Raw genomic sequence first — 13481 nt, 5'->3', positions numbered from 1 at the left:
TAGTACAATTTTTCATATCATTAAACCTAACAACATTGAAATCTTACCTAACACTCATCGCCATGTGTTTGGCCTTGTTGCTGTTTACCGCGGCCAGCACCAGTGACAACGATTTTAAATTCCAACAGCTCACTTACGACAATGTAAAAACAGCTTATCTTGACAAAGAGAACAAGCTGAAAAAACTCGTGATCAGCAAAGGGATTTCTTCATTTTCCAACCATATTTATATAAGGGCATTTAAGTACGAACAAATTGCCGAACTGTGGGTAAAACCACCTTCTATAAAGCAATATGTACTGCTCAAAAAATATAAGATCTGTGAAAAGTCTGGATCATTTGGCCCCAAACTGCTCAAGGGAGACCAACAGATTCCTGAAGGTTTTTACGAGATAAATGACTTTGACCACGATAACAAAGACTTTTTGGCATTGGGCATCAACTATCCCAATGCTGCCGACCAAGCCAGAGGCAGTGCAAAAGACGATGTAGTTTTGAGAGGAGGCTGTTCTTCAGAAGGAAATATCCCACTAGAAGAAGATGCCATAAAAGAGCTTTATGTGATGGCGGTAGAAGCCAAAGCTGCAGGTCAAGAATCCATTCCCGTACATATTTTCCCAGCCTACATGACCGATGTGAATGTGGGCAAACTCCAAAACCTTTTTCCCGGCAAGCCCGATTACTATGCGCTTTGGTCAAGCCTCCAAAAAGGATTTGTTTACTTCAACAAAACCCGCCGCTTACCTGGTGCTGAAATCACCAACATGGCCAGCCCTCCACTTGCTGGAGATGGCGGAAGCTCCACAACTATTCCAGCAGCATCATTAGCAGCTGCTGCACCAGCCAAGCCTAATGGGGAGAACGTAGCAGTTGCCTCAAATGTTGGCTATAGAGGCGTGGCTAAGGACGAGGAAGCCGCCCAAGAACAATATTCTGCAACTGCCGCTACAGCAATAGCCGCCAATACACAAGTTATCGCCACAAGTGCTGTTGAACAAAAACATCATGTAGCCACTGGACAAACCCTCTATTCTATATCTAAACAATATGGAATTACGCTCGACCAAATAAAAGAATGGAATAACATCCGCAGCAACAACATTAAAATAGGACAGGAACTACAAGTATCTCGACCTACCTCTTACAAGGTAAAAAGAGGCGATACCATGTATTCGATTGCCAAGAAAAATGATGTAACGGTAGAAGATATCGTAAGCTGGAATAATTTGGACGGATACGTTGTAGTAGTTGGCACAACTATCAGAATAGCGCCATAATCCTTCTCAAAAACAGAAAAACTTACAGGCAAAATCCAACAATCCCTCATGGAGCAAAAAGCTCTTTGAGGGATTTTTTTTGTTAATCATGTTAATAATTGAAATCCAAAAACCTTATTTACACTTTTTTTTGCGTATTTTTAGACAAGAATTTCAACCAGCCACCTTACCAGAGACAAATCCTCACACCAATCATTTTCCTAAACACAAGGTATTTTTCTTTGCAAAATAGCGAAAAAATCACATCTCATTTTTTAGGAATGGGTTCATTGAGTTTTATCAAAAGTCAAGAGTATGAGAAGACATCTCGTGTTTTTCTGCATTCTATTCGTACCCCTATTTTCTTCAGGGCTTAGCCTGCCCTACCCGCTCGAACCAGAAGAGTGGATGGAAGGGTTTGTAAAACTTGCCGACGGCGAGGTAGTAAGCGGAAAACTTTATTTGGAATACGAGTCGGTAGCCAAACATGTGTTGGTAAAAGATCAACGTTCGGGAAATAAATCGAGAGCCGAGTATGGAATATATAGAGGCAGACGCTTTCAACAAGAAAAGTTGTACCTCTATCGCGATGGGAAAGTATCAGCATTTAAAGCAGAAGAAATTGCTTCATTTTACTTTTTAAACGAGGAAAATCAAGCATTTGCTTTTTACATAAGCCTTCCATTTACTTTTGAAAAAGAAAAACCAGGTTTTTTCTTTTTTCAACTGCTGGAAGAAGGCCCTATGAGCCTTTTTAAGCGGACGGTAAGCATGCCGCCGTTTGGCATGGCAGAAACCTATTACTTTGCTACGGAAAAAAACGAGCTAATCCCCTGCCCTTATTCCATTAAAGAAGTGCTTGCTTTTATGCCCGAAAACTCGGCTACCGTATCCAAACAGTCTATTTGGCTTCGAATGATGCATACAATTTACGAAGACGACCTACTCAATCTTTTTAGAAAATATAACGATTCATTATTGACCGAAAATAGCCTAGAATTTGATGTACAACATCAATAGGCTTTCTATTAAATTACTATCAATTGCTTGCAACTATCTTCTTAAGCATGCAAAAGCGGCCCTGATCTTCCGATCAGAGGCCGCTTAATTTTTTAACTCTCGGTTCTTACTTGTGATATTATGGTACTTAGCGTAAATTTGAGGCTTCACTAAGTGACAACAGAATGGGCTTTGACTCGAGACACCTCCAAGGTCCAACAGCTCTTCACCTAAACAATCTTATTTTAACAGTATGAAAAGAGATAGCCAAGTTTTTGAAATTATAAACCAAGAGTACAAAAGGCAGAAGTCTGGCCTAGAACTGATCGCATCGGAAAACTTCGTATCGCCACAGGTGATGGAAGCGATGGGCAGTGTAATGACCAACAAGTATGCTGAAGGACTTCCTGGAAAAAGATATTATGGCGGATGTGAAGTAGTTGACCAAACAGAAAACTTGGCAATAGACAGGTTGAAAACACTTTTTGGCGCTTCATGGGCAAACGTTCAACCTCACTCAGGTGCTCAGGCAAATGCTGCGGTGATGCTTGCGGTGCTGAAAGCTGGAGACAAAATATTAGGTTTTGACTTATCACACGGAGGCCACCTTACCCACGGTTCGGCAGTTAACTTTTCTGGAAAGCTGTACGAACCTCATTTTTATGGTGTAGAACAAGAAACTGGCACTATAGACTGGGACAAAGTGATTACCCAAGCTCGTGAGGTTAAACCTAAGCTGATCATTTGTGGAGCTTCGGCTTATTCGCGCGAGTGGAACTACGCAGCCCTCAGAAAAGCAGCCGACGAAGTTGGCGCATTGCTTTTGGCAGATATCTCTCACCCATCTGGGCTTATCGCTCGTGGCTTACTCGACGATCCGTTAAAACACTGCCATATCGTAACTACTACTACCCACAAAACCCTTCGTGGGCCAAGGGGCGGTGTAATTATGATGGGAGAAGATTTTGAAAACCCATTTGGCATCAAGACTCCAAAAGGAAAAACAAAGATGATGTCATCTTTGCTCGACTCTGGTGTATTCCCAGGTACGCAAGGCGGTCCGCTTGAGCACGTAATTGCAGCAAAAGCAGTAGCCTTCAACGAAGCGCTCAGCGACGAGTACTTGAACTACGTTCAGCAAGTGAAGAAAAATGCTACCGAAATGGCAAATTGCTTTGTAGAAAAAGGCTACGATGTGATTTCTGGCGGAACTGACAATCACCTTATGCTTATCGACCTCAGAGGAAAAGCCCTTACAGGTAAAATAGCAGAGGAAACCTTGATAAAAGCAGATATCACTATCAACAAAAATATGGTTCCGTTTGACGATAAGTCACCGTTTGTAACTTCAGGAATGAGGGTAGGAACTGCAGCTATTACTACACGTGGCTTGGTAGAAAGCGATATGAAAAAAGTAGTTGACCTAATCGACAGGGTATTGAGCGATTATGAAAACGAAGGCACTATCGGTCAAGTGAGAAACGAAATAAACGAATGGATGTCGGCTTACCCACTTTTTAATGGGTACGAAGGCACAGAGTCGGCTACTTATACTGTGGCTCAATAATACACAAATACGAAAACCAGCAGAATTCTGATGCCAGAAGAACAAGAAATGTCATTTTTAGACCATCTCGAAGAATTGAGGTGGCATCTAATGCGAGCGGTAGCGTCTATTGCCGTTTTTGCTATCGCAGCTTTTTTAGCTAAATCATTTGTTTTTGAAACTCTAATTTTAGGGCCTTCCAAAACAACTTTCTGGACATACAGAATGATGTGTAAGTTTTCTGACTACATAGGAACTGATGCCTTATGCATCGACTATCTTCCTTTTGAAGTGCAAAACAGAACGCTGACAGGCCAGTTCACCATGCATATCTTGGCTTCATTTGTTATTGGTCTTGTATGTGCATTTCCCTACGCTTTTTGGGAAATGTGGCGATTTGTAAAACCTGGTTTGTATGAAACAGAACAAAAAGTATCGAGAGGGGCTACGTTTTTCGTCTCCCTTCTTTTTACTACGGGTATCCTATTTGGCTACTTTATCGTTTCTCCGCTAGCCATCAACTTCCTTTCTAACTACCAAGTGGATCCATCCATTCTCAATGAGATTGATTTGAGTTCATATGTACAGACGTTGGTAATGATTGTTTTGGCCTGCGGGGTTATGTTCCAGCTTCCTATCGTGATATTTTTCTTGTCAAAAGCGGGACTGGTTACTCCTAAATTCTTGAAGCAGTACAGGAAACATGCTGCGGTAATTATATTGGTAGTAAGTGCCATTATCACCCCGCCAGATCCTATTACGCAAATATTTGTATCTTTCCCTATTTTCATGCTCTACGAAGCAGGTATTCTTATTTCTGCTTGGGTAATTAAGAAAGATGGGCTAGATATGCTAGACGAGGAAGAAGAAACTGATGAGGAGAAATACGAGGACGAAGTTCCGAAGATAAAACCACCGTCAGACGATATATATCCTTATGGAGACTTTGAGGAGGATGAGGATTAATAGGGAAAGGTGAAAAATCGGCATGCCAGAACCTCTGTCATGAAACTGGACATGCCGAAATGAGCATTTAAAATAGCTCACAATTTTTTATCAGCGGTAAACCCATTGTTTTCCGCTTCTATGGATGAGACTGAAAATACAATCCGGCTTTTTGCCGGATTTTTTCTGTCTACTTTTTCACAAATAGCATAACGCAAAAACTTTCCTGCAAAAAGATGGACTAATTCCTCTGCCATCACATATTCATCAATATCGTCCCTTTTCTCTGATGGCCAAAGAGCTATCTGTATCTTCGGATCATATTCTTTTTTAGCGGTGAAATTATACCTCATTACACCATCTAGCTTTTGCAAAACAGCCACCCTCCCTTCTGCTAAGCCTGCAGCTGTTAGCTCAAAAGGCTGAGGGGTGACCATTGCCCTGCCTTTATAAGGAATTGCTTTGTCCCACACAAGCCTCCCTTTTTTATCAAAACCACAAGAAAAACTACTCAGATAAGTATAAGTAGCCCTAGCAGGATGTGGGAAATACTTGTGGGTACTCGCCGTAAATATAAATTGCTGTTCACCATAGCTAAGCGGCCTAGCTTCCAAAACATAAGGTGACTTGAAAGGCTTTTTCTTTTTCCTGCTTACAGCTATTTTCCTTAGTACCCTCTCTTTTTTCTTATCCTCCAAAAAACTAAAATAACTTTTTAGCCTACCAAAATCATAGTACCGAGTTGCCTTTACCATCCTTTTACCAATATGGGCACTATACACTCCATGTGAGTTATCTTCGTACACCTTCTTCACTCCATAGTTGCCAATTACCACAAATTCATCTTGCTCCACAATTCCTACTTGGTACGTAAGCAAACGGAAATCAGTACCCATATCTAGTTTGTAACGCTCTAGAGAGTTCCCTTTTAGATCAAAAGTATTGAAGTAAAAAACCTGTTCCGCAGAACGCATGGGAGAAGTGAGAAAAAAATTAACTACTCCAACTTTACGGTCTACGTTGATGCTACGCAACTCTGATTTTTCATACAAATTATGAAACAAAATAGTAGGCAACTTACCCGACCCCGGGCGGTATTTCAGAGCAAAAGCTTTTCCATCAAGCTCGCCACCCGCCAATACATTTCCATTTACCACCTCAAAGTGGGAAATATCCATATCGTGGTCATTTGGGCAAATGCTCTTCTCAACCTCTCCTTTTTCCAAGTCGATTTTCAACAAAATATACTGGCTATCTGTACCTCGAAAAAGCGCATAACCAAAACCAAGATCTTCCGTAAGCCCAATCAACCCTCCTTTAGCCCCCAGAGGGGTATCTTTCTCCCACTTAAGCCGCAGTCTGTCATCTAGCAGAACGGAGCGGATATTCGCACCGCTTCCCTTATTTTCTTGGAACAACAAAAAGATATTTCCCGAGCTCAAAGGAAGAACCCGGTAATTATCGCCGGCGTGGGCAATTTCCAATTCAAAATTGTTTTTAATAAAAAGCTGGGCAAATAGCGTAGAACTTATCAGGCATAGCAAAGCTACGCTCAATAAGTGCCGAAGTAGGTTATTCTTCATAACTGACACTAGGTTTATGTTAGGAAATAAGTAGTAGGTTGCTTGCCATTAGATCAGAAGCAAGCGGGTAGTTATTCAACTTTGCAGTAGTTGAAAGAAGAAATGTGTGTCATTAGGTTAAGCAGGGTACGCTTTTACACATTCAAAAGCGGAAGCTAACCAAGGGGATGATCATGTGTAGAGCAAAGAGTAGTTTGAGTCAATAAGAAAAAAGTAACCAAAAAGCCGTTGGGATCAAAGTATACTTAGCAGAAACGGCTCAGAAATTACAGGAATGGGGAAATAAGTATGTGAAAAAATCAGCCTATTTGTAAGTAGGGCACTTCCACAACGACTCGCCAAGCCAAAACCGGTAGCCCAAAAGGATATTAAACTGGGCAGATCCGGTGTACACATCTTGCGGTTCAAAACCGCCTCCTTCATACTGCCCTTTACCATAAAAATAGGAAAACTGCCCGCTAAGCGTAAGGCTCAAAAACTCAAAAGTTGCTCCAACTCCAGTTACAAAACCCGCCCCCCATTTGTTTTCACGTCCGGCATCATAATTATTAAAATCCCTGCCTACATAATTGAGCTTTGCGTTCCAAGCCGAAAGACCGGCTATGCCGTAAAGGTTGAACCAAACCGGCCAGCCATAATACATACGAGTTGGTGAGTATTTTAAGTGGGCAAAATAATAGTTTGGCGCAAGCTGAAAGTTTTCTTGGAGATAGGTCGACTTGACATTTGCACCCACCACATAGCTCAAAGGCTTTTGCAAATCTCCGTATTCCCCATAGAAATGAAGCGCCATATTTTGGTTTTCCATCTTAGGCTCGTGGGATGTTTGCCAAACCGCAATTCCACCACCTAATTCTATGTAGCGAAAATCGTAATCTTGATGGCGAGAGCGGTAAAGGTTATTATAAACAGGAGTCGCTTGGGGCTTGAGCAGCATAGGAGAACGAAAATACTTTTCCGTGGAATCGCTTTTTATACCCGAAGCCATAACACTGGTAATACCCCAAAACAAAAAGATCAATTGAATTATAGATTGTTTCCCTCGTAACATAAACTCCCGTACTTATTAAAGTAATAACCTGAAATGAGAAGTAACTCTTGTTTTTCCCATGACTTCTCGCAAATATGTAACCAAAGCAGTTTCTAAACCAGCAAAGTCAGCCTGTTAAACAATTGCCTCAATTCTTGTCTATTTCCCGCATCAAAAATATACCTATCTGGCCGGACAATGACTACTTCAATCTCATACCTCCGCATCCATGCAGCAATTTCCCCTTCAGGAGCCACAACAAACTTTAGCGGAAAAGAAGTTTTCAAAACCCTTCTCTCATCTTCGCTTATTTTCCCCAAAGAGATGAGCGCAAAATCATCCCCTAGCAACTCATCGGAGCCATTTACCTGTGGAAACAACCTTCCCCTCAATTTATGCTTGCCAAGCAATCCAGCAGTTAGTTTTTCTTCCGGGAATAGTAATTTCTTAAGAAAGCCTGAAACTAAAGGGATTTCACTCAACAAGAAAAGCACAAAAGCTAGTGGGCTTGAAAACAGCAACCCAGTGAGGATGGTAAGCCAAATCAACTTATTCACATGTGGATATCTCTCATGTTGATAACTTGTTAACAAGTCTTTAAAACTTTGTTTTTTGAGCAAAAACGAGGTTTTCCAAATTAAGTTATCAACATCCCTAATCCCCGAACACATGCCTTGCCCTATAAACGGAGGCATTTGGTGAGCAGCATCCCCAGCTATCATCACCCTATTTTCCCACCATTTTTTGGCTACGGCAGAGCGAAAATGATAGATAGCCACATGTTTCAACTCAATCAATGTTGGGGCAATAAAAGGCGAAAGCTTTTCAAAAACAGTTTTATTTTCTAAAAAATAACCTTCGCTTTTCTGCTTCAATCTTTTTTTTGAGATAATAAACTCCCAGCGCAAGTGCCGCCCAAAACCAGGAATGAACACCTTAGGCCCAGCAGGATTCGCCGTTTTTACAACCGCCTTTGGGAAATCAGCTTTTCTTTGTTTCTCTTCCTCTTTAAGAAACAGGTCGATTTTGAGGGAGTGCCCCGAGTAAGGCAGCTTTTTTAGCCCAAACCCTTCTTCTTTTCTGACCGAGCTATTTGCCCCATCGCAACCAAGGAGATACTTGACTTTTAGCTGTTCTTCTTTATTGTTACTTTTTACATACAACCGAACCCATTCATCCCCTTGCCAATGGGACACATATCCACAGCCTTTTCTAAGCTCAATTTCAGCAAATGACTTTACTTTTTCATCTAACAGGTTTTCCAAATCAGGCTGGTAAAACATGAGGTTGGGAGGAAACCCACAGTCAGTTTTGTTTACGCCTTGAAGCAAAAGCCGCCCATGTTTATCTTCTATTTTCAAGCCTTCGGTGGGCATGGTATTCTTAAGCAAAGCAGTATGCAAGCCCAGTTTTTGCCATATCCGCAAGGTTTCTGCATCAAAATGAATAGCCCTAGGAAGCTGCAAAAGTTCCTTTCTTTTTTCGATAACTACTACGCTGTGGCCCTGTTTTGCCAAAAGGCAGGCAGCCGTCATTCCTACTGGTCCGTACCCAATTATTCCTACATCGAAATCTGTAACTTCCATTGGTCACAAGATAGCCTGAATGCCCTGAACAAAAAAAATCCCAGGTAAAATACCTGAGATTTTCCATAGTGTTAAATCTAAACTAATCATGAAACCAAATCCTTGTTTTTTTTATGTACTGACGCGTTAATCAATAGATGACCCAAACAGGAACTTGTACATCTCTGGTAAAATGCCGCTCCTGTGTTGGGCTCTGGTTAACATATATCTTTATTTTTTTAGCGGAATGGTCAGCCCTACGCCGTAGCTTGGTGCTGTAGATGGAATGAAATCAGCCTTTAGGGTTTCTTTATCAGCTAAATTTTGCAAATCGTATGTGGAGGCTGTTGATCTTTTAGGAGTTATCGTTTTAAAATCATCAGGCACGCCCATTCGGATAATTTCCTGCATAGCTTCTTTTTCAGCCTCAGCCTGGGCTAGCTCGAGGCTTTGCTTTGTGCTTTTTCCCGAGTCCTTCTCCGGGTCTCCCTCTCCGCTATTTGCCAATGCTCCAAACGATAAAAACAATCCGAAGAAAAAAACTATAACTGATTTCATACCTTTCATAATCTTAGTGGATTTGGTTTCTTATGAGACTAAGATGGGGGCGAAAAGCATAGAAAAAAATCTTGTTACTTTGAACGGGAATATTTCCCGATGAACAAGCGTATATGCCTACCAACCAAAGGCAAGCTGAAAGCTATATAGGTGGCATAATAGCCTAAAATCAGCTCGGTTTACGGGCCCTTCTTTGTTGGAGCTGAAATTTACCATAAAGGAAAGCAACCCTTATTAAGTAAAGAATGGTGATGAAAACGGAAAAATTTATAGGCAACCTGCCTTTGTAATATTTTACAAAAAATTGGCTTTCGTTGTTTGAAGTAAAAAAGAGGGGGAGAACTTTAATACAAACCAGAAAAACGATAAAGCCTGCAAGCCTGAATAGTTCATTTCTCCAAAAGAGCTTTTTGTTTTGCATATTAATATGAGTCAAAAAAAGGATATCGCCTTTTTAAGTAGGTGGACATAAGTAAACGTATATTTGGATGCGGTTATTTTTTCGTTAGGCAAGACAAAAAATCCTTGCATAGCCCAGCTACGGAATGATTTTTTAACGACGCATAGCGGAAAAAGAAACAGTCAAAATATATGGTTTTTTATGTTCACCTACTTAACTAAATAACGAGCAAGAGGTTTTCCATAAGGTGTTTTTTATCAGCCTCTCAAAACTTTCCCTACAATTCGCCGTATATTCAAACTGTTCTTTTACAGAACCCCAACACACTTGTAACCCTACCTGCACTATCCACATCCTATTTTTGCACAAGCACTTTGTAAATTGGTGCTGTTAAATCTCTAGCTATGTTCGAACTCACCAACCTTCTCGACTTAAATTATTGCACAGAATTCGTCTACTTATCCGACAATGCCACAGATATTCACTTTAGAGTTTCCTTTGGCGTTACCCTAGTATTCAAACAAAAGAAAAGCTCAGGGATTTTGGAGTTTATGGAAGGTAAGCAAGGAGAATTTGTAGAAGTAAAAAGACAAACCGTGCTGAGGCGCTATTGTCTCAAAAAAATACGTTGGTACAACCTTGACACGAAAGAAAAAGCCTCACTTGACGAAGAGGTCTTGCTCAACCATATTAAATATAATATTCTCGATAGAAAATTTGAGGAAGGCAACAGAGTGGGACAAGCCAAGTCATACCTACCAAAAGAAGTAGAGATATTGCTAGAAGAAGGGATGAGCTTGGAAGATTATTAGGAAAAGCGTGAGTTTGGAGTGTGAATTAGGGAGTAAAAAAACTAACCCCTTATCAAAATCCAAACTCAATTTATTCAATTCTCATGCTCTGATTACAACTCTACTGTTTTCCCCGTTTTGAACGACTCATCTGCTGCCAACACAATCCTCAAACTATTGATCGCATCATCTAAATGTTGGGTCAGGTCCAAATCTTCTTTGATCGCTTTTAAGAAATACGCTTGCTCTCTGTCGCACAGACCTTGGTGGTCGGGTTCATCTGTGGTATCTACAAACTCATCTTTTTTCACAAACTTCCTGTCTTCGCCCAGCTCCGAGTAATGCACTTTTAGCGTATTGGTTTTGCTATGTGAATCTACATCATCCGATCCGCCTTCTCTTTCCCCAGACTTGTCCACTATGCTTACACAGCCTTTTGGCCCTATCACATCTTTCACAAAATAAGCAGTTTCGCTAATCATTGGTCCCCAGCCAGCTTCGTACCATCCTACTGAACCATCTTCAAACGTCACCTGCAACTGACCGTAATTATACATATCATCGGCAACTTCCTCGGTAAGCCTAGCTCCTATTCCGCTTACCCTTACTGGCTTTGAGCCTGTCATCAGACACATCACGTCTACATAATGCACACCGCAGTCCACTATGGGGGACATCGATTTCATAAGGTTTAAGTGCGTGCACCAAGTATCGGCGCTGCTTTGCTGGTTGAGGTTCATCCGCATTACCAATGGCTTACCTAGACCTTGAGCTATTTCAATAAACTTTTCCCAAGCCGGGTGCACTCGCAAAATATAGCCGACTACTATTTTTTTATCTAACTCCTTTGCCAAAGCCACTATCTCTTCCGCTTCTTTTACCGTGACGGCAAGAGGCTTTTCCACAAAAACATGTGCTCCAGCTCTTAGGCTTTTCTTTACATACTCTGCATGGGTATCGGGGTACGTATTGATTGAAACCGCATCTGGTTTGGCTGCTTCCAATGCTTCTTCTAGGCTATTGAACCCAGCGGGATTTCCCAACTCTCCGCTAAGTGCAGCTCTGCTTTTGGGGCTTCTGCTCACCAGCCCCACAACGTCAAACTCTGCCATTTTCTGGTACGCTCTCGCATGTGAAGCGCCCATATTTCCGCAGCCCACTATCACTACTTTTATAGGTGTGTCCATCTTCATATTTTGTTTAGTGATTATGAAATTGTCTCAAGTAAAATCTTTCGGCTACGAAACCACTTACTTTAGACAATTTCTATTTTGTAAAGTTTTCTACCTTAGGATTAAGGCATTTTTAATGTTATTTTTCTCCCAGTCAAAATCGTAAATAAACCCATTGATCACGGCAAACTTCACTTTTTGCCCATCCATTAACAAAAAAGTTGGGTTTTGCCATTGCTTCAAAGCAGACTTTATCTCCGTCTCACTACCTATTACATGGATGGGAAGATGTGTGAATGCAGTACTAGGATCTATATTTTTCACCCGAACATAGGTGTATCCTTTTTGCAATAGCTTTTTTATATCTTCTTTTTCCAATTCTTCCAGAGTTTCGAATGTCTTTTCAAACACTTTTCCCGCTTTATATTCCAAATTCTCGGCATTTACTTCATCGTAACCGTAAGAAGTTGATAAATCCCCCAAATCGGCAATTACTCCTCGGAAATAAAAATCATTATGAGCCTCATTATCTACTTCGGTATAGTTTATACCAACATCCAACACATACTTTTCACCCAAAAGCTCGTAGGTAAAATTGCTGATTTTTAAATCCAATAAGTTGCGGCTATTGTTCGGGATTTGCTCATAACCATCCAAAGCTTCCTCAGCAAACGATTCATCTGAAATGGCAAAAAGAGCTGAAAGAATTCCGATGTAGTTCATTTTCCTGATCAGCTGCTTTTCTCTATCGCCGGGATACCCACCAGACTCTATCAAGATCGCACTCGTTCCCCATTTCTGAATATTATCACCAAAAGCCCTTGGTTCAAACTCGTCGGAATACCGCCCCACATGACCAGGGATATATTTCTGCCAAACATTGTTCATCCCCACTATCACCTTCATCGCATTTCCTCGCACCTCGTTTATATCTTTTTCAAAGTTAAAAGCGGGTGCTAATACGGAAATAGTAGCAGGCATCCTCGTTTCGCCTACGGTGTAGTAGCGGCTCTGGTCATGCAAATTGAAGCCAAAATCCGCATTTAAACTATCTCTAGCCGCTTTTAATATGCGCCCCTCGGGGGATTGGAGGCGCAGGGCATCTCGGTTGATGTCTATTCCCAAGGCATTTCTTCTTTGGTAAAGTTCCGCCCCATCGGGATTCAGCATCGGAATAAAATGGATGGTCAAGTTCTTGAAAAGATGTTTTTTCTCCTTTTTTAATACTTCATCATCTTGCAAAAACTTAAAAATATCGAAAAGGGCCATGGTAGCCGAAGGCTCGTCCCCATGCATTTGCGACCAGAGTAAAACTGTGGTTGAGCCTGAGCCAATGCTCAACATGTTAATCTCCCTACCTTCTATGGACTTTCCTAAAGTGGTGAGTGAAAAAGCATCCTGCTTAGCAGTTTTTTCCAACAAACTTTTTACCAGATAATGTTTTAAGCGCCTTTTATCTATGCTGGTTTCCCTGAACTGATCGAACGTTTGCTCCAGCTGCTTGTGGATTGGTGCTGACTGTGCAAATATGATTGCTGGAAAGAAAAGCAAGATTGCTGTTAGTGTCTTCATTTTTTTCTACCTTGAATATTATTTAGTGTGAAGTTGAGCTAAGTAAAAGATTCTGTATGGTTTA

At 41.1% G+C, this 13481-nt stretch carries 11 protein-coding genes; 5 read left to right on the top strand and 6 right to left on the bottom strand.

The window, feature by feature from the left end; translation table 11 throughout:
- Positions 1-35: 35 nt before the first annotated feature.
- From R9C00_28515 to tatC, 4 genes are all read left to right on the top strand, one after another.
- Entirely contained in the window at positions 36-1277 is a 1242-nt protein-coding gene (locus R9C00_28515) for a LysM peptidoglycan-binding domain-containing protein (protein WPO35645.1), read from the top strand.
- Positions 1278-1571: 294 nt separating this feature from the next.
- Positions 1572-2276, top strand: a complete 705-nt coding sequence (locus R9C00_28510; protein ID WPO35644.1) for a hypothetical protein — start codon at positions 1572-1574, stop codon at positions 2274-2276.
- Positions 2277-2508: 232 nt separating this feature from the next.
- Entirely contained in the window at positions 2509-3822 is a 1314-nt protein-coding gene (gene glyA, locus R9C00_28505; protein WPO35643.1) for a serine hydroxymethyltransferase, read from the top strand.
- A 30-nt stretch (positions 3823-3852) separates the two neighbouring features.
- Entirely contained in the window at positions 3853-4767 is a 915-nt protein-coding gene (gene tatC / locus R9C00_28500; protein ID WPO35642.1) for a twin-arginine translocase subunit TatC, read from the top strand.
- A gap of 77 nt (positions 4768-4844) precedes the next feature.
- On the opposite strand, the gene R9C00_28495 is transcribed toward tatC, so the two are convergent.
- The 4 genes from R9C00_28495 to R9C00_28480 form a co-directional block, all read right to left on the bottom strand.
- On the bottom strand, positions 4845-6329 hold the full coding sequence (locus tag R9C00_28495) for a hypothetical protein (protein ID WPO35641.1): 1485 nt from the start codon (positions 6327-6329) through the stop codon (positions 4845-4847).
- Positions 6330-6633: 304 nt separating this feature from the next.
- Positions 6634-7380 (bottom strand): hypothetical protein, encoded by a 747-nt coding sequence (locus tag R9C00_28490; GenBank protein WPO35640.1) that lies wholly within the window; start codon positions 7378-7380, stop codon positions 6634-6636.
- Positions 7381-7472: 92 nt separating this feature from the next.
- The gene (locus R9C00_28485) at positions 7473-8945 is read right to left on the bottom strand and encodes an FAD-dependent monooxygenase (GenBank protein ID WPO35639.1); all 1473 of its coding nucleotides are present in this window, start codon (positions 8943-8945) and stop codon (positions 7473-7475) included.
- A gap of 210 nt (positions 8946-9155) precedes the next feature.
- Positions 9156-9482 carry a hypothetical protein gene (locus tag R9C00_28480; protein WPO35638.1) on the bottom strand — a complete coding sequence of 109 codons (327 nt, stop codon included), beginning with the start codon at positions 9480-9482 and terminating at the stop codon, positions 9156-9158.
- A gap of 804 nt (positions 9483-10286) precedes the next feature.
- On the opposite strand from R9C00_28480, the gene R9C00_28475 reads away from it, so the two are divergent.
- Complete coding sequence (locus R9C00_28475) at positions 10287-10694, top strand: hypothetical protein (GenBank protein ID WPO35637.1); 408 nt, start codon at positions 10287-10289, stop codon at positions 10692-10694.
- A 92-nt stretch (positions 10695-10786) separates the two neighbouring features.
- Here R9C00_28475 and R9C00_28470 read toward each other — a convergent pair whose 3' ends face one another.
- Both R9C00_28470 and R9C00_28465 read right to left on the bottom strand, forming a co-directional pair.
- A complete protein-coding gene (locus tag R9C00_28470; protein ID WPO35636.1) occupies positions 10787-11860 on the bottom strand; it encodes a Gfo/Idh/MocA family oxidoreductase in 1074 nt (357 codons plus the stop codon).
- 96 nt (positions 11861-11956) lie between these two features.
- The gene (locus R9C00_28465) at positions 11957-13417 is read right to left on the bottom strand and encodes a M14 family metallopeptidase (protein WPO35635.1); all 1461 of its coding nucleotides are present in this window, start codon (positions 13415-13417) and stop codon (positions 11957-11959) included.
- Between the last annotated feature and the right edge of the window lie 64 nt (positions 13418-13481).

The organism is Flammeovirgaceae bacterium SG7u.111 (assembly GCA_034044135.1).
Lineage (GTDB): Bacteria > Bacteroidota > Bacteroidia > Cytophagales > Flammeovirgaceae.
Note: the sequence above shows the minus strand (reverse complement) of the source record. Positions and strands in the feature narration are given on the sequence as shown.

Excerpts from the sequence above, each read along its gene's own strand:
- R9C00_28510 (WPO35644.1), top strand. The coding sequence starts at position 1,572 with ATGAGAAGACATCTCGTGTTTTTCTGCATTCTATTCGTACCCCTATTT.
- glyA (WPO35643.1), top strand. The coding sequence starts at position 2,509 with ATGAAAAGAGATAGCCAAGTTTTTGAAATTATAAACCAAGAGTACAAA.
- tatC (WPO35642.1), top strand. The coding sequence starts at position 3,853 with ATGCCAGAAGAACAAGAAATGTCATTTTTAGACCATCTCGAAGAATTG.
- R9C00_28495 (WPO35641.1), bottom strand. The coding sequence starts at position 6,329 with ATGAAGAATAACCTACTTCGGCACTTATTGAGCGTAGCTTTGCTATGC.
- R9C00_28490 (WPO35640.1), bottom strand. The coding sequence starts at position 7,380 with ATGTTACGAGGGAAACAATCTATAATTCAATTGATCTTTTTGTTTTGG.
- R9C00_28485 (WPO35639.1), bottom strand. The coding sequence starts at position 8,945 with ATGGAAGTTACAGATTTCGATGTAGGAATAATTGGGTACGGACCAGTA.
- R9C00_28480 (WPO35638.1), bottom strand. The coding sequence starts at position 9,482 with ATGAAATCAGTTATAGTTTTTTTCTTCGGATTGTTTTTATCGTTTGGA.
- R9C00_28475 (WPO35637.1), top strand. The coding sequence starts at position 10,287 with ATGTTCGAACTCACCAACCTTCTCGACTTAAATTATTGCACAGAATTC.
- R9C00_28470 (WPO35636.1), bottom strand. The coding sequence starts at position 11,860 with ATGGACACACCTATAAAAGTAGTGATAGTGGGCTGCGGAAATATGGGC.
- R9C00_28465 (WPO35635.1), bottom strand. The coding sequence starts at position 13,417 with ATGAAGACACTAACAGCAATCTTGCTTTTCTTTCCAGCAATCATATTT.